This is a genomic window from Paenibacillus sp. ALE3, assembly GCF_054113405.1.
This window is the reverse complement of sequence record NZ_CM134214.1, coordinates 2,772,501-2,790,000: the sequence shown is the minus strand read 5'-3', so window position 1 is coordinate 2,790,000 and position 17,500 is coordinate 2,772,501. Positions and strand designations below refer to the sequence as shown.

At 39.7% G+C, this 17,500-nt stretch carries 13 protein-coding genes, 2 rRNA genes and 2 pseudogenes (1 of these 17 running past the window's edge); 15 read left to right on the top strand and 2 right to left on the bottom strand.

Features of this window, described 5'->3' with window-relative positions; translation table 11 throughout:
* The 6 genes and pseudogenes from ACXHJ2_RS12025 to ACXHJ2_RS12000 form a co-directional block, all read left to right on the top strand.
* Positions 1–2,354 (top strand): 23S ribosomal RNA (locus tag ACXHJ2_RS12025) (it extends 572 nt beyond the left edge of the window).
* Positions 2,355–2,497: 143 nt separating this feature from the next.
* A 5S ribosomal RNA gene (rrf, locus tag ACXHJ2_RS12020) occupies positions 2,498–2,614 on the top strand.
* A gap of 297 nt (positions 2,615–2,911) precedes the next feature.
* A pseudogene (locus ACXHJ2_RS12015) lies at positions 2,912–2,962 on the top strand (hypothetical protein); the annotation flags it as partial.
* A gap of 31 nt (positions 2,963–2,993) precedes the next feature.
* Positions 2,994–3,305, top strand: a complete 312-nt coding sequence (locus ACXHJ2_RS12010; protein WP_457874906.1) for an ACP S-malonyltransferase — start codon at positions 2,994–2,996, stop codon at positions 3,303–3,305.
* A gap of 48 nt (positions 3,306–3,353) precedes the next feature.
* Positions 3,354–3,710, top strand: a complete 357-nt coding sequence (locus tag ACXHJ2_RS12005; protein WP_457874852.1) for a hypothetical protein — start codon at positions 3,354–3,356, stop codon at positions 3,708–3,710.
* Positions 3,689–4,462, top strand: coding sequence for an AMP-binding protein (locus ACXHJ2_RS12000; protein WP_457874850.1), 774 nt, complete (start codon positions 3,689–3,691; stop codon positions 4,460–4,462). Before ACXHJ2_RS12005 ends, ACXHJ2_RS12000 begins: the two co-directional genes overlap by 22 nt.
* Before the next feature lie 548 nt (positions 4,463–5,010).
* On the opposite strand, the pseudogene ACXHJ2_RS11995 reads toward ACXHJ2_RS12000, so the two are convergent.
* A pseudogene (locus tag ACXHJ2_RS11995) lies at positions 5,011–5,184 on the bottom strand (transposase); the annotation flags it as partial.
* A gap of 390 nt (positions 5,185–5,574) precedes the next feature.
* Between ACXHJ2_RS11995 and ACXHJ2_RS11990 the strand changes: the two are divergent.
* The 3 genes from ACXHJ2_RS11990 (at position 5,575) to ACXHJ2_RS11980 (ending at position 9,724) form a co-directional block, all read left to right on the top strand.
* The gene (locus ACXHJ2_RS11990; RefSeq protein WP_165084640.1) at positions 5,575–7,122 is read left to right on the top strand and encodes a radical SAM/SPASM domain-containing protein; all 1,548 of its coding nucleotides are present in this window, start codon (positions 5,575–5,577) and stop codon (positions 7,120–7,122) included.
* A gap of 67 nt (positions 7,123–7,189) precedes the next feature.
* The gene (locus ACXHJ2_RS11985; protein ID WP_165084638.1) at positions 7,190–7,393 is read left to right on the top strand and encodes a hypothetical protein; all 204 of its coding nucleotides are present in this window, start codon (positions 7,190–7,192) and stop codon (positions 7,391–7,393) included.
* A 477-nt stretch (positions 7,394–7,870) separates the two neighbouring features.
* Positions 7,871–9,724, top strand: a complete 1,854-nt coding sequence (locus tag ACXHJ2_RS11980) for an ATP-binding cassette domain-containing protein (protein ID WP_165084636.1) — start codon at positions 7,871–7,873, stop codon at positions 9,722–9,724.
* A gap of 247 nt (positions 9,725–9,971) precedes the next feature.
* On the opposite strand, the gene ACXHJ2_RS11975 is transcribed toward ACXHJ2_RS11980, so the two are convergent.
* A complete protein-coding gene (locus tag ACXHJ2_RS11975; RefSeq protein ID WP_165084634.1) occupies positions 9,972–10,325 on the bottom strand; it encodes a BlaI/MecI/CopY family transcriptional regulator in 354 nt (117 codons plus the stop codon).
* A 545-nt stretch (positions 10,326–10,870) separates the two neighbouring features.
* Here ACXHJ2_RS11975 and ACXHJ2_RS11970 point away from each other — a divergent pair.
* The 6 genes from ACXHJ2_RS11970 to ACXHJ2_RS11945 all read left to right on the top strand — a co-directional run bounded on the left by ACXHJ2_RS11970 (position 10,871) and on the right by ACXHJ2_RS11945 (position 17,393).
* On the top strand, positions 10,871–11,623 hold the full coding sequence (locus tag ACXHJ2_RS11970) for a D-alanyl-D-alanine carboxypeptidase family protein (RefSeq protein WP_165084632.1): 753 nt from the start codon (positions 10,871–10,873) through the stop codon (positions 11,621–11,623).
* Between the two features lie 43 nt (positions 11,624–11,666).
* Positions 11,667–12,335: a hypothetical protein gene (locus ACXHJ2_RS11965; RefSeq protein WP_165084630.1), complete on the top strand. Its 669-nt coding sequence runs from the start codon at positions 11,667–11,669 to the stop codon at positions 12,333–12,335.
* Positions 12,325–13,188 carry an ABC transporter ATP-binding protein gene (locus ACXHJ2_RS11960; protein WP_165084628.1) on the top strand — a complete coding sequence of 288 codons (864 nt, stop codon included), beginning with the start codon at positions 12,325–12,327 and terminating at the stop codon, positions 13,186–13,188. Before ACXHJ2_RS11965 ends, ACXHJ2_RS11960 begins: the two co-directional genes overlap by 11 nt.
* On the top strand, positions 13,181–14,383 hold the full coding sequence (locus ACXHJ2_RS11955) for a hypothetical protein (protein WP_165084626.1): 1,203 nt from the start codon (positions 13,181–13,183) through the stop codon (positions 14,381–14,383). Before ACXHJ2_RS11960 ends, ACXHJ2_RS11955 begins: the two co-directional genes overlap by 8 nt.
* A gap of 18 nt (positions 14,384–14,401) precedes the next feature.
* The gene (locus ACXHJ2_RS11950; RefSeq protein ID WP_165084624.1) at positions 14,402–15,550 is read left to right on the top strand and encodes a hypothetical protein; all 1,149 of its coding nucleotides are present in this window, start codon (positions 14,402–14,404) and stop codon (positions 15,548–15,550) included.
* A gap of 688 nt (positions 15,551–16,238) precedes the next feature.
* Positions 16,239–17,393: a hypothetical protein gene (locus tag ACXHJ2_RS11945; protein WP_165084622.1), complete on the top strand. Its 1,155-nt coding sequence runs from the start codon at positions 16,239–16,241 to the stop codon at positions 17,391–17,393.
* The last annotated feature ends 107 nt before the right edge of the window (positions 17,394–17,500 follow it).

Below are 17,500 nucleotides of genomic sequence, written 5' to 3'. Positions count from 1 at the left end.
ACAAGAAGTCAGAGCCCATTTTAGGGGTGATGGCGTGCCTTTTGTAGAATGAACCGGCGAGTTACGTTCCCGTGCAAGGTTAAGGTGAAGAGCTGAAGCCGCAGCGAAAGCGAGTCTGAATAGGGCGAATGAGTACGTGGACGTAGACCCGAAACCGGGTGATCTACCCCTGTCCAGGGTGAAGGTGCGGTAACACGCACTGGAGGCCCGAACCCACGCATGTTGAAAAATGCGGGGATGAGGTGGGGGTAGCGGAGAAATTCCAATCGAACCCGGAGATAGCTGGTTCTCCCCGAAATAGCTTTAGGGCTAGCCTCGGAAAGAAGAATCGTGGAGGTAGAGCACTGATTGGGTGCGGGGCCCGCAAGGGTTACCAAGCTCAGTCAAACTCCGAATGCCATGGATTTAGTTCCGGGAGTCAGACAGTGAGTGCTAAGATCCATTGTCGAAAGGGAAACAGCCCAGACCATCAGCTAAGGTCCCCAAGTGTGTGTTAAGTGGGAAAGGATGTGGAGTTGCACAGACAACCAGGATGTTGGCTTAGAAGCAGCCACCATTGAAAGAGTGCGTAATAGCTCACTGGTCGAGTGACTCTGCGCCGAAAATGTAACGGGGCTAAACACACCACCGAAGCTATGGCTTGATGCTTTGCATCAGGGGTAGGGGAGCGTTGAATGCGGGTTGAAGGTGTACCGGAAGGAGCGCTGGACTGCATTCAAGTGAGAATGCCGGTATGAGTAACGAAAAGATCTGTGAGAATCAGATCCGCCGAAAGCCTAAGGGTTCCTGAGGAAGGTTCGTCCGCTCAGGGTAAGTCGGGACCTAAGGCGAGGCCGATAGGCGTAGTCGAAGGACAACAGGTCGAAATTCCTGTACCACCGTAATCCGCTATGAGCGATGGGGTGACGCAGTAGGGTAGTGACGCGGACTGATGGATGTCCGTCTAAGCAGTGAGGCTGATGTGTAGGCAAATCCGCACATCGTAAGGCTGGGCTGTGATGGGGAGCGAAAATTGTAGTAGCGAAGGTCATGATCTCAGACTGCCAAGAAAAGCCTCTAGCCAGGAGAAGGTGCCCGTACCGCAAACCGACACAGGTAGGCGAGAAGAGAATTCTAAGGCGCGCGGAAGAACTCTCGTTAAGGAACTCGGCAAAATGACCCCGTAACTTCGGGAGAAGGGGTGCCTCGGTAGGGTGAATAGCCCGAGGGGGCCGCAGTGAAAAGGCCCAAGCGACTGTTTAGCAAAAACACAGGTCTGTGCGAAGCCGCAAGGCGAAGTATACGGGCTGACGCCTGCCCGGTGCTGGAAGGTTAAGGGGAGTGGTAAGCCTTCGGGCGAAGCTATGAACCGAAGCCCCAGTAAACGGCGGCCGTAACTATAACGGTCCTAAGGTAGCGAAATTCCTTGTCAGGTAAATTCTGACCCGCACGAATGGCGTAACGACTTGGGCGCTGTCTCAACGAGAGATCCGGTGAAATTTTAATACCTGTGAAGATGCAGGTTACCCGCGACAAGACGGAAAGACCCCATGGAGCTTTACTGCAGCTTGATATTGAATTTGGGTACGATCTGTACAGGATAGGTGGGAGCCGTTGAACTTTGAGCGCCAGCTTGAAGGGAGGCATCCTTGGGATACCACCCTGATCGTATCTAGGTTCTAACTTGGTACCGTGATCCGGTACGAGGACAGTGTCAGGTGGGCAGTTTGACTGGGGCGGTCGCCTCCTAAAGAGTAACGGAGGCGCCCCAAGGTTCCCTCAGAATGGTTGGAAATCATTCGAAGAGTGCAAAGGCAGAAGGGAGCTTGACTGCGAGACCTACAAGTCGAGCAGGGACGAAAGTCGGGCTTAGTGATCCGGTGGTACCGCATGGAAGGGCCATCGCTCAACGGATAAAAGCTACCCTGGGGATAACAGGCTTATCTCCCCCAAGAGTCCACATCGACGGGGAGGTTTGGCACCTCGATGTCGGCTCATCGCATCCTGGGGCTGAAGTAGGTCCCAAGGGTTGGGCTGTTCGCCCATTAAAGCGGTACGCGAGCTGGGTTCAGAACGTCGTGAGACAGTTCGGTCCCTATCTGTCGTGGGCGTAGGAAATTTGAGAGGAGCTGTCCTTAGTACGAGAGGACCGGGATGGACGTACCGCTGGTGTACCAGTTGTTCCGCCAGGAGCACCGCTGGGTAGCTATGTACGGAAGGGATAAGCGCTGAAAGCATCTAAGCGTGAAGCCCCCCTCAAGATGAGATTTCCCAGTATGTAAGACCCCTTGAAGACGACGAGGTAGATAGGTTGGGGGTGGAAGTGCAGTAATGCATGGAGCTGACCAATACTAATCGGTCGAGGGCTTATCCTAAGATAAGGCGCAATGAGTTTCGGATCCAGTTTTCAGGGTGTAAGCATGGCACCCTATAAGTTCGAGTAGCTTATATGAGGCAAGCAACACACAGCATTTGGCGATGCTGTTCCTGAGTAAAGTATTTGCAAATCAAATACATGTTTGGTGGCGATAGCGGAGGGGTTCCACACGTACCCATCCCGAACACGACCGTTAAGCCCTCCAGCGCCGATGGTACTTGGACCGCAGGGTCCTGGGAGAGTAGGGCGCCGCCAAGCACAAGAAAAGAGCACAGCCTTACTGGCTGTGCTCTTTTTACCTTTTCGGAATCGAGTCGATATTAGAATATGAAAGTTATTTTTTTGGAGCGCAAAACCCCTTATCAAGGAATGACCTTTGTTGAAAGTGATGACATAAATATTTTACCTGAACATTCAGATAGCTTAGTGAAGACGAACAGTAAGTGACCTACAAAGCTTACAAAACGATCGGCAGTTAGGACTCCAGTGGCCTGCTGCTCAGGCAGACGTTGCTCTCATCATTCGGGAGAAATTTAAACACAATTGCCTTTTGTGATGTGGTTCGTTGTAGACCCGGCTGCACAGGGGCAAGGGTACGGCAGAAAACTGCTGAATTGGGTAGAACACACGATTATTTGTGATCGTTTCAGGTCATCATACCTCTGTCGCTTTGGCAGCTGGCGAGTTAGAACAGCGAGGAGCTCAAATTACGCGGTTGCAGGTCAGCGGCCCTTTTCATAGTCCGCTTATGCAGCCTGCTGCGGACAGACTGGCCGCAGAGCTGCAAAAGTACACTTTAAATGAAGCGAAGTGGCCCGTGATCTCCAATGTGACCGCTCAGCCATACCGCGATCTTGACAGCATACGCCAAGGATTGATTTTGCAAATGACTCACCCGGTTCGATGGATTCAAACCGTGCAATATATGATGAATCATGGCGTAAAATAAGGCATCGAGTTAGGTCCACGAACAGTGCTGAAAAATTTAGTGAGGGAAATGAGCCCTAATATCGAAGTGCTATCCTTGGACAGAGACTTGGATCGCTTTGAACTGGGCCGCCGTTTCTCGATCCGTGATTGGATTGCCTGTTCCCTGTCACTAGCAGTGTCTACTCCCAACGCCAATTGGAATGAAGATGAGTATCGAAAGGGTGTTATTTTACCTGTGCGCAGACTGGAAAAATTACTGCGAAACTTGGAATCAGGCAGCAGTTCGCCTCCTGCTTCTGAGCAAAGACAGGAAATACTGGAGTGTATTTGCCTTGTGTTGCAAACCAAACAGGTCTCCAGGAGAGCGGAAAGCAATGCTAGAGCAATTGAGGAGGGATCAGGATGGAGCAGTTTAAAACCTTAATTGAAATCATTCAGGACCGTGCAAGCCGGGATGAGAACGGAATCATTTTTATTTCCGGTGATAAACAAGAGGAATACGTATCCTACAGAAAACTTCTGGAGCAAGCATTACAGGTGCTTTATGAATTACAGGAACAAGGAGTAAAACCCGGCGATGAGCTGATCATACAGATCGACGACAACCATAACTTTTTGAATGTATTTTGGGGTTGCCTGATTGGTGGAATCGTTCCTGTACCTGTAAGCATAGGGAATAATGATGAGCATAAAATGAAATTGTTTAAAATCTGGAACACACTCTCCCGCCCATATATGGTTGCAGATGACAAGGTATTAGAGCAGCTTGAAAAATACGCGCAACAGCACGAGCTGCTGGATTCCTTTGAGCCGGTTAAAAAAGCGACTTTTTCAAGCCATAGATTCGATTATTCCACTCAGAATAAAGGTGTAGTTCATATATCCAAACCGGAGGAGCTAGCTTTTATCCAATTCTCCTCGGGTTCTACAGGCGATCCCAAAGGAGTCATGCTGACGCATGAAAATCTAGTTTACAATATCCGGGATATTGCAAATCAAACAGACATGAGCTCCAAGGATGCTTATTTGGGCTGGATGCCGCTCACGCATGACCTGGGATTGATCGCATTTCATTTAACCTGTGTGATTGCTAATGCCAAACAGCTGATTATGCCGACGCCACTTTTTATGGCTGAAAAAAGTATCGGAGCAGTAAGTTTTCTTGTTCTTCGTTAGTTGGTAGAGTCCCAAGAATTCTATCTGATTCGTCGGTTCCCCAGCGGACGATATAATGGGGATGAAGGTCTGGATGGATACGAGATTGGATAAACGCTGTGATTTTGGCTTGCAATTTTATACTTGTAAATGATTTGGTTTTGCGATAATCCTCCCTTGAGATAATCCTTCACAGATTGGAGTTTAAGTTCTGCGGAATATGTTCGGTTATGAGTATGGGCTTCCAGCCCTTCGTAACTGTACACTTCATAACGTCGCCGCCATTTCACGATAGAGTTTTTTGATACTCCAAACTTCCGGCTGTAACCTTCACCCCGATGAATCCTTGTTTAATTTCTCGAAGAATCGTTAATTTCTCAAGTGCCGTAAACCTCTTTCGTTCCATAAAAATGCTCCCCATACAGTCACAGGTTTTTATTATCTCACCTGTCTACTATATTGGGAGCATATCACTACCGGATGGGTAACCCCCCTGTATTCATAGGTTCAGAGAATCCATAGATGTAGGAGTTTGTAAACCTGGTAGAAAGGGAAGGGGAAAGACAGGCTTAGTTTCTTCGAGCGGCAAGTTCAGGTAGCTTGGTTTTGTTGGCAGTCATGTAAACCATGGCAATGAGGTTCTCAACGTTTCGGTATCCTCTGGCCCGGCGTTTTGCCGCTTGAACCAGACGATTGATTCCCTCAAGTAAGCCATTGGTGAGGTGGCTGTGGAACCAGAGAACGTTCTGCCCATCCCAGCCACTCTTCTAGATACAAATCGGCAAATATATGCCGAATGCTTCAAAGATTCTGCAGATTGAACCAACTTTTGATTCAGGTTACCCTCGACTTCCCATCGATGTTCAACCAACTTCCTCCGGGGCCCCCCTCACTTTTGGAAAAACTATTGTCTGTCTAGCCTTTAACGTCTGAAACTACTCTCAACCGTCCAAGATTCGCTATTGGTGGCTCGGTTTTAGCCTTTCCAAGTAGAATTTTCACCTATTAAACTTCATAAGCTAGATTTGGTGAGATCGAAAATTGATATGGATATAAAAAAAGTGTTGATATTTTTTTAATTTGTCATTATTATAATACTTAACAGCTGTATTATATTGGCAGGAGGTAATGAAATGGATTTATGTAAAGTTAACTTCGGAGACTTTTCAGAACTCTATAATTACATCCAAGATTATAAAAAAGAAAAACCAGCAAAAACAGCATTTTCCATAGGGAAGATATTTTCAGAACATAACTTTTATTACTTCTACGATAGTGGAACTAGTAAGGTTGTGATGGTTGACAGTAATATAGCTCAGTTGATTGAATTGTTAATTTCCTCTAATAAAAGTTTAGATGAATTAAATGAATTTATTTATTCTCACAACGTTAATGTAAGCGAATTAATGACTTCAATTAATGAGGAGGATTTATTCAAAGGATTCAATATTAAGCACTTATATAATGACATATCCCTAGAGTATATGAAAAATCAAATGAATATGGGCACAACGCAACTCATTTTAGAATTAACCGGAAAATGCAACATGCGTTGTCGCTATTGCATATACCATGATGGGTATCCTCACAATCGAGCGTTTACTTCAAAAAGAATGTCATCTGATACGGCGCTTAAATCTATTGATTACATGAAACTTTATGGGGATCAGCAGGAAGTTTTTATTACTTTTTATGGCGGAGAGCCTTTACTTGAATTCGAGCTATTAAAAGAAGTTATTGAATACTCGAAGGTTGCTTTAGCAGGCAGGACTATACATTTTTCTTTTACTACTAACTTGTCTGTATTAACCCCCAAAATGGCTGAATATTTTTCTACTGTTGATAATTTATCTATTCTTTGTAGCATTGATGGTCCCAAAGAAATACATGATATGTATCGAGTTTATAAGAATGGCTCAGGCTCATTTGATAACGTTTTCGGGAAATTCAAATTATTAAATAGTGTAGCTAAAAAAAATGGTAAGGATATGCATATTGGTGCAAATGCGGTGTACATGCCTCCGTTTAGCGTAGAAAAGGTTTCTCAAATAGATGACTTCTTTACAAATTTGGATTTTACTCATGAAGATTTTCGATATCAATTAGGCTATGCCGGTCCTGGCACTGTGCCGGAAGAATTGCTGAAAATCTCAGATTTTAATGACCAATCGCTACGACAATGGCAGGATAAGCAAATCGATATTACTAATAATTTGGAAGAAATTAAAGAACAATCTATCTTTAATTCACTTGATAGAATTCATAAAAGAAGCGTAACAAAAAGAGCTACTAATTTTGTGCCAATGAACGGTTGTTGTGTTGTTGGATCCCGACGATTATTTGTTTCCACAGATGGCGATTTTTTCGCATGTGAAAGGATCGGAAACAGTCCTTCAATAGGAAATGTAAATCAAGGGATTATTGAGGAAAAGATTTATAATAAATATGTTTATGAATTTTCCGAAGCTTGGGAAAATATTTGCTCTGATTGTTGGGCTGCTAAACTTTGTAGTAGTTGTTATGTAGATAGAATGGATTCTTCGGGAGTCAGGAAACCTGACCTTGCAGAGTGTGAATATTATAGAAGTACAGCAGAACGTAGTTTAAGGAATTATCACAATTTACTTAGGACATCACCGGAAAAGTTAGCAATCTTTAATGAAGATGTTGCCTTATTATAATTTATTTCTAGGTTTAATTGTTCTCATTTAAACCTAGATAAATACATAAATGAAAGGAGGTGAGAACATGTTAAAGATTATGAATCCATATCAACAGCAAGCTATTGACAATGAGAGCGTAGCTTTTCGTGATGTCGTTATAATGGCGCCATGTATGTGTAGCTCCAAATTAGCGAACCAAGCAGCTACTAAAACTTCAGGAACTGGTTGTCAATGCTCTTGTGTTGGTTCTGTAAATGAAGCCTATAACCAAGACGCAGCAAGAAACTAGTTTTACAAACCAACAGTATACGTAATTCTCAATTAGCGAACTATTCAGCTACTAAAATTTCAGAACCTGGTTGTAGTTGCTCTTGCGTCGATGCTGTAAACAACGCGTATAACTCCGACGCGACAAGAAACTAAGTTTTACAAACCAAACAGTGTCTTCGTCGATTACCAACGGAGACACTGTTGTATTCAAATCTAAGGTTGTTAGACTGGAGTAACTCTCCAGTAGGCTATGACTTATATTAAAATACAATAACCTTGGTACATTACAATAAATAAATAATCACCATAATGTGACTGAAAACTCATCATTGAGTGAATTTGAAAACAACTGTTATGTATACAAATTCCAGGTACTTAGATAACTTGGGTGAATTCTCTAATCCATCGACTTTTTTTAATCATACCATATTATTCTTCAGGGTTTAGTCACGTCCTTAGGTACTTAGAAAACAATGAATACTGGAGGATAACTGAGATGAAGAAATTCAACAATTTTAGACACTTTAGTAACTACGTTGCTATTATAAAAACTACTCTAAGCGTATTATTCGCTTCTTCAAAAAAATACTTCATATTAATTTTAGTTTTAAGCTCTGTTATGGCTTTACCCGATATCATAAACTTAATTGTATGGCAGCATATAATAGATCAAATAGGTTCTCTTTTAATAAATGACAACAGAGATTATATTAGCATTATATATCTCTTTTTTCTTCATTTCATTATTGTACTAATAAAATTAATTATTAATAAAACTACGAATTATGTAAAGGAAATTTATACTGTATTAGTTGATAAGTATATAACAAATAGAACTATTGAAATTGTAGACAGCATGGAAATGCAAGATATTGAAGATCCAAGGCTACATAATGACATCCAAAAAACAAATGACGAGTCAACAGTGAGAAGTATAGGCATTTTGAATAATATTGTTGAGATTATCATGAATATGTCTTTATTCGTTGGTACGATAAGTATTTTGGCATCTTACCAGGTAAGTATCGTGATTATCATCATACTATCAATAATCCCGAGTACAATAATTAATTTAAAATCTATGTCCAAGTTATTTGAAGTGTATGATAAACGATATGAAAAGACTAGATACTATAGTTCTTTAAAGGATATGATAGTTACATATGAGAATTTCAAAGAAATGAAATTATTTTCCAATATATCTTTTATACAGAATATCATTAATAATATTTTTGAACAAATAATTGAGCAGGATAAAAATGTAAAAAAAACATTGACTATTAAATCTACCGTAGGCGATTCAATTCAACAGTTACTGACATATTTGTTCAAAATAATTATAGTTATCAATGGTATTATGAGTAAACTGTCCATCGGTGTTATTATAATGAGCATTGAAACTGCTACCAAACTGCAAAATGCTTTGATCAATTTAATAAGCTATGCTTTAACACTATATGAAAATTGTTTGTATTTATTGAGCTTTGAGAGATTAAATAAAATAAATTTAATAAAAAGCGAGGAAATTAGGGAGGATTTAATAAAGGATTTTGTCGTGGATTCAATTGAGTTTATAGGAGTTTATTTTAAATATCCAAGCTCAAGTAGTTATATATTAGAAGATATAAATTTAACATTAAAAAAAGGGTTTGATTATGCTGTGGTCGGATATAACGGGAGCGGTAAAACTACATTGATCAAGCTCATTTTAGGGTTGTATGCACCAACAAAAGGCGAGATATTAATCAATGGCATTAATAGAACAATGTATGACAAGAAAGCCTATTTCGAGAAAATGAGTGCGATGTTTCAGGATTTTGTGAAGTTTCCGCTAACAATAAGGGAGAATATTGGGATTTCAATGATTAATAATATTAAGGATATGCCAGTTATAATAGACGCTTCTGTCTTAGGTCAAGCATATGATTTTATTAACGAATTGAATAGGAAATTTGATACAAATTTATTGATTGGATGGGAAAATAGTGAGGATATTTCGACAGGGCAATGGCAAAGACTTGCTATCTCAAGAAGTTTCGTCCGGGAAGCAGATGTTATGGTATTTGATGAACCAACAGCAGCGTTAGATGCTAAGACAGAAAGTGAAGTGTTTAAAAATATGGTAAATAAAAAAACAGATAGGATTAATATAATTATTACTCATAGATTCACTAATATAAAAAATATTGATCAAATAATTGTTATACACGAAGGCAAAGTAGACGCTGTGGGGGATCATGACTTTTTGATGAGCAATAATAAAATATATGCGGAGCTGTATGACATTCAAGCAGACAACTATAAAGGATTCATTAAAGAGTCATCTATTGCAGGTGAGTTGTTGAAATAATGTACAACAAAAAGAGCTCAAATCAGTAATCAGTGCTTGACGAAGTGCTCAAAGGGTGAAAGTGGAAAAACATCTGCTACTCCTGTATTATTGTAATTCTCACATAACAACAAAAGAAGGAATAAACAGATGTCTATGCAGTATATCAACAAAATGCTCGATATACTTAAAATTTTTCAGTTTTCAGACTCGTTCTATAGTAAATTTTATCTTTAACTACGGTGAGATTAAACTTGGATTTGCATAACTACTTCAATTCTTTTAAACATTCTATCTCATTATTTTCTTTGAAATGTTCTACAAAGTTCGATACTGAAAAATTCTTAGCATTTATTTTTAGAATTTGCAACTGGTATGCGGCATATTCTTCTGCACTTATGACAGGCTTATAACTTCTTGTTAGTACGGTGCCGCTATATACAATATCAGCAATTTCAATATATTCCTTTTTCAATAAACTCCGAACCGCTGCTTGAACGGTATTAATACTCAATCCATCCCCTATATCCGCGATGGCTGATGCAGTTAAATTTCCGCCATCTCTCCAAAAAACCAACAACACATCTTGTTCTTTTTGACTGATTCTAGGTAGTTTTTTCATTTCATTCACCTTTCATATAATAGGTTGTGTTTATTATAATTGTTAAATTACAATATATCAATTTAAAAATAGTGATATCATATTTTTTTGTTTTTAAAATCACTGTTTTATTGTTGGATCAATCTAAGGGATATATGAGTAATGTATAAAGAAAGAATCATCGCTAGACAATACTGTGTTTGTAATTAAATATTTACATGGTATTTTTAAAATGTTACTATTTATTTGTAATATTTTATATATAGCGCTTAGTGCAACGCTATTTAAATACGAATTGGCAGACCAAAAAAGCAATCAAAGATCGATTAAGGCGCAAAGTAATATCATACAGACCACATTTGAAGTTTGTTTATGGCAGGACACTAATAAAGTAGAGAAGAATAGCTAAGCACAGACCATTAATTTAAGAAAAATTTAAGATCTACAAACCTAGATTTTTAAGTTGTTCAGTCTATACTTTGTACCAAGAAGAACAGGAGTAACATTTAGATTCACACAAGGTCTTTCTATTCTTTGGACAGAACACTTATCAGTCCATATGATTTATGTCTATAACAGATCAAGCCATTTATGAAGATAGTTCGGAAGCCAAGGTTTATCCTGCTTCACTGACAAAAATTATGACTGCAATTGTTACTCTTGAGCATGTTGATGACTTATCTGCAAGCGCTCCAGTAGATCGGAGAACGTTCGGCGAGCTTCTTACAAGCAACTCTTCTATGGCCGGATTTCGCAAAGATGAAGAGGTTACCTATCAAGACTTGTTATATGGGACGATTCTCACTTCTGGTGGTGAGGCGGGAAACTCTTTAGACGTCCACGTTGCGGGGAATGTAGAAGATTTTGTTCTGATGATGAATGATAAAGCCGCTAAACTCGGGTTAAATGGCACGCATTTCACTAGTCCTGATGGCCTTCATGATGACAATCAGTATACAACCGTTTCAGACATGGGAAAGCTATTGGATTATGCATTAGATAACAACGATTTCAAAAAGAGGTTTACTCAAGAGACATACCTGACGACATCAACAACAGACCATCCGGAAGGGATACTGTTAGAATCGACTGTACTAAAGTACCTTAATGAAGATCAGCAAATCGGCTTCAAAATTATTGGAGGTAAGTTGGGAACAACATCTGCTGCTGGACAATGTTGGGCAACACTTGGGTTGGTGAATAACCGTGAGTATATATGCATCGTCAAGGGGGCGCCATTAGAGGACATTAGTCATCCAGACCAGGCTCAGATTGGGGATACATTAAAGTTATACGAAAGATTAAGTCAGTTGAAATAAACGATGAAATGTAGGATTACATATTAAAAATGGAGGTGTCTTAGTGAAAAAAGTCTTAATGAGTGTATTAACTATAATCATTTTGATTGGAGGAAGCCTCTACTTCAAAAATCAAAGTAGCTACTCAGAATATGCAAGCATGCAGGATGATAAAACCATCTCAGGGAAATTAATTACCGCAGATAACAATCCGAAGGGTGTAAAGACAGAGAATGAGAGTCGGCACAATGAGGAATCCACAGAGGATACACCGCCAAATGATGAGAGGACTCCTGAGGATATTGCCTTGGACAAACGACTTGATGAGCAGAGAAAAGAAAATGAAAGAACCTATCGGGAGGAAGGAAGGAAAGGGTCATCAATTAGGCCAACAATAGAAATTCCGTCTCTTTCTATCGAGGATATAATAGGTATCTACAAAACTGTTGATGCATACATGCGAAAAAATCCAGATCGGTTTCCCGAACCAGCAGACGATGGCACCAGGGGAAGCACTGATGATCCGAGAATCCAAAATATTCTATATGCAAAAGAAAAATCAGGTATCATAGCAGGATATGAAAATGAAAATCTGGTGGCATGGGAAGTGAAAAAGCTGGACGGAGAATATACCAACCTCCTGTTAGGGAGAAAATCTGCGGGAGAGGAATGGCAAGTTCTCTCGGAAGGAGACGTATATCAATTGAGAAAGGAAATGAGCGATGGAAATTAAAGCGGAAAATTTAACAAGAACATTCGGAACGAAACGGGCAATTGATGAACTGAATTTCACATTGCCTGAAGGCGTGTACGGGCTTTTGGGAGATAATGGGGCAGGGAAAAGCACCTTGATGCGAATTCTTGTGGCAATCGATCATCAAACTAGCGGCAAGGTTACCTTTAACGGCAGGGATATCTTCCATATGAACGACGACTACCGGAATCTTGTGGGATATATTCCCCAGGATTTCGAGGTGTATCCCGCGTTTACGGCAACAGAATATCTGGAATATATGGGAGCACTGAAGGGATTGTCAAAAAAAGAACTAAAGCACAAAGTTCCAGAGGTATTACAGTTTGTAAACCTGGATAAAGTTGCCAATAAAAAGGTCAAAACTTTTTCCGGAGGGATGAAAAGGCGGGTGGGCATTGCCCAAGCCATCATCAACGATCCAAAGATATTAATTTTTGACGAGCCCACCGCTGGGCTTGACCCCCATGAGCGAATCCGTTTTTCAAACATCATAAGCGAAATGGGACAGGATAAGATCATCCTGTTTTCTACCCATATTATTTCGGACATCGAAGCAATCACCACTAATGTGATCATCCTAAATCAGGGCAAAATTAAAGAGCAAGGTAATGTGCAAAAGATGTTAGCCGGGATTAAAGGAAAAGTGTTCACCGAGGAGATGGACAGAGAGCGACTTGCCTCATTTAAGAAGGAGCACCTCATCGTACGGATCCGGCAGGAAGAAAACGTTGTCAATGTACGGTACCTGGGAGAACAGGAATCAGGCGCAATCGTATGCGAGCCCACGCTGGAAGATTACTACATCTACTTAGGGAGTGGGAGCCATGCGTAATTTCATTTCATTGGAACTGAAAAAAATACGAAATAAAAGTACGGTGATTATCAGCCTACTCTTTCTCACAATTATTCTGATCCCCTGGGTTCAAACCGCCCAGAGTATCGATGTCTTGGATGATGAGGGAAACATACATAGCGGTCTTGGGGGATGGCAAATTTTAAGAGAGCGCACGGTTGAGGGTACGATGACGACGGATTATTTTTTACGAATGAAACAAAACTACAAAAACAGCGTGGACAAACCTTATATTGAGGGCGAAGTGGATACAGACCGCAAGCTGGGAAAAAAATTGACCTTTCCTCACGACGCGCTGTACTGGGAGCTCAACTTTCCATATGAAAAGTACCGTGTGCTCAATAACAGCTTAAATTTAACGGACGAGCAGCTCGCCAATTTTTATGAGAATTGGAAAAGCAGCTTTACCGAATATTTATCCAATGAACAAAATCTATTTCCTTATACAAAGGAACAAATCGAAATCATATCCCAGAAGATGCAAAAAGTACACACCCCATTTTTATTCAAATACGATAGTGGCTGGGAATACCTGAAAATAGGTTTATTAAATACGAGCTACCTTTTCTTTATGTTCTTGGCCTTTATCCTATGCGAGGGATTCTCTAAAAACGCCAGCAAAGGAATTGACAAGGTGACCTTATCCACCAAGGAGAGCCGGAGGAAGCTGATCAGCTATAAGCTTGGCGCCGCCTGTGTGTTTTCTACGATAGCCTATTTTGTGTATATTGCGGTTGTACTGCTGTTTATTACTGCAGTGTATACGCTGCACGGCTGGGACTCTTCGGTTCAAATCGGGACGATTACATTTTATTCCATGAATCAGCTTCAAGAGGGGTTACTCTATATTGCCATGGGGTACTTTTCTACCCTTGTCGTGACACATCTTATCCTGTTTTTGTCCGTGGTTTTTAAAAGAGGGAAACTGGTATTAGCAATTTCACTGATTTATTTTTATCTCGTCCATACTTATCAGATGGGGAGGGGGGCGCTGAAAGTGATGGTCTTCATGCCCCAGAACTTTATCAATAATCTTATAGGTATAGAAAACTTATATTTTGTGGGTAATACCGTGTTTCCTTATGTTTTTGTCGCCTTGTTTCTGGGCATTGTTTATATTCTCTTATCTCGAATCGGTATCTTGATATGGATGAGAAGATATTATTTACAGTAGAGGAAGGTAGGTGAAATCATGAGCTATTTATCAAAATTAAATAGAAGTAAAATCCTAAACATAAACGTATTTGGTTTTCTGATGGCATTGTTTCTGATACTTACCTTTTACAACTTGGACACCATCAAAACAGGTTATTTAAATCAGGCAAGATATGAGGTGACAGATGGGACGGAATACCGGTATCTCTATCAACCAGAGGTATTGGATAAAGTTAAGATTAACAAAATTTTGGAAAAATACAGAAAACTTAGCCTGCCAGAAGATAGAAATAGAGCGGATGTTGCAGATTTGCCAGCCTTGGATATGATTATCCAAGTGTATGGCTGGGACTGGACAGGAATACGGGATGTCTCAGCAAAACAATTCTATCAGGACAGGGCAGACATCATCAGAAGTGCACAGGAGAAAGCGGGGAGTTCCAGGGAAGGAAACAGCAACGGGACTTTTGCAGCGGCTTCTTTCTCCGAAACTATCCGGATGGGTTATGCCGAGGGCTGGAAGAACGTTAACTCAGGGATGAGCCAGTGTGTTTTTATTGTCCTGGTTCTCATTTCCATTGTACTGGTCCCAATTTTTAATGAAGACGAGACCTTGGGCGTGGACGGACTGGTGAAATCCACGAAATTTGGGAAACGTAAGCTGAGTAGGATACGGATCATCAACGCCTTCCAACTCTCTTCACTGCTTTATGTGGCGGCGGTGGCGATTTACATTACGCCTATATTCTTTATGTACGGTGTACAAGGAGCGGATTTGCCTATACAAAGTAGTACACAATTTTTTTTATCAATGGTTGAGGTGAATTACTTCCAGCAGTTTTTGATCAACCTGGTCATTGGATATGTGGCAATCTCACTGATGACAGGGATTACCTTATTGATCAGCGTATTAGTCACAGAGGTTTATACTGGCTACGCCCTATTACTATTCACTATAGCCATTTCTTACGCCATTCAGTTGAGTAAGGTATTCTTTCTGAAACATTACGTGGGCAATTTTCTGCCCATGCAGATAGTCGAGTTCAACAGTTATTACACAAGTTTTGAATCCTATGGAGGTATTTCTACAATCATTGCCGTTCCTTCCATTGCTGTTGCAGTTTTATTTATGCTCCTACTATTTTTGCCAAAATGGATTAATAAAAGGATGAGATTTACTTCTTAAATTGAGCATTATGAATATTTCTGATTTTGACGTAAAGCTAGTAGACTCCAATTGGGATCGAAGCGCTATGTCAGTTCAGTTCTAAAATGGACAGATCTGCAGAATTTGTCTTTGTTATTTTTATGCAGTCGTATCTCTCCTTTTACAAATTAAGGGAAATGCTGTAACGAGTATTACAATGCTGTTAAGGTACTGGTGGGTAGTTACTTCAAAATTCCCAGATATGCAGGCTGTTTGAGGTAAGTAGGTTTTCATTGTAGAGTTACATCGTTCCACGCTGCTACACGCTCATTATAAAGCTATTCCATAGTTTCGTATTTTAGTATTGAATGCCATATCGCCTAAAGGTCATTCTTTACATCAACTTGAACGATCATGCTGTAGTTGGAAGATGAACAAGCAGCCATTTTCTAGCGGACATTCCACTTTACCAGTGACGTGTGAGCAGTGGAACTTCAAATAATCGTCGTAAGCACCCCAGTGGATTGCAAGGTGTTATTCAAAATCCCTGTGTATCAAGGGCTTGGATTAATATGAATGTTCAAATTTTATTAGTATCAGGAGAGTGTGCTTTTCTACCATCCTAAGAATAAATGGTTGGACTTATCTTGAGGTTCAATGAACCGAATAAAATTTAAAAACACACTAATGATAAAAAATGAAGTAAAGTTCAGAAAGAAGGTAGTGGATGTATTCATTTTTCATTTTATGTGAAGTTGGATCAGAAAAAGATGGTATCGGCAAAAATGGTTTAGCTCACGTTCTGGAGCACTTTGTTATACTGGCGATGCTCAAAGACTTTTTCACAGAGAAAGAAAGCAATTTGAGAGGACAAACAAGTTACTGCTATTGCTTATATAGCTGGAGCAATGCAAAGTACCAAGTTGGTTTAAACCTTATCTTTGAATTTGAAAACTTTGTAAGGAGAATATTAAATAATAAAAATGAATATTATGGCTTAATGTTAATGGCAATTAGAGAGGTCGAGGAAGAAATACTATCGAAACACAATGGGGGGACAAAGATCAATGTAATGATTCATGTTTTAAATAATGATATTGTCTCTCGACCAATAGGTCTACTTGAGGACATAAAAAGTTTGAACGTTGACCAATTATTTGAGACTTTTGGTAGTATTTATGTAGCAGAAAACTTAAGATATTTCATTTTTAATCATGAAAAAAATGAGTTTGTTTTTTCTGACTTGCCTCAAAAAATAACACCAAAAGTTTGTGTAGAAAAGCAAAAATTCCATATCAAAGAACTGGGACGGATAGCAGCTAATTTAAATATAGATATTCAAATATTTAAAATATTTGGTGATAATCATAAAAAAATTGCACTTTCTAGTACTTATTTTTCTAAGATTTTTAACAAAGAACAAACGATTCTCAATGAATTGTTCTTGATAAGTATTTGCAAATTATTAGATAAAGCTTACGCTGTCAAAAATAACTGTAAATTTGAAATTATATTTTTTAGTCATGAGGACTCTACTAGAGTTTACTATATATTTGAATTAATGAGCAGCAATGATATTTACGAGGCTCCAATTAAGGCAACAGTAGATGTGGAACAAATCATAAATCTTATGCTTGAAAGTGTAAATTTTCACGAGCTAAAAGAAGAGTTAAGGATAAACGTATACAATAATAGATTTAGTCCAATAAGCCGAAGTGAATGCGAAGCAGAGATATTGAATGTAGTTTACTTTAATAATTTTCAAGTAATAAAAGATTATGAAGATTTTAATGATGTTCTACAGAATGTTACGATTGATAAATTCAAGAGATTCTTGTATTTTGCGTTAGGAGAGATAGATAACTTAATATTTTTTGAATAGTTTCTAATTTATACCAATTTGGCAGATTACCCTGGGGCCTGAAAGCCCCTGCCAGCGATTGAAAGGCCGTGTTGGGTAAACGAACCATGCCGATTAATTCAGCCTTC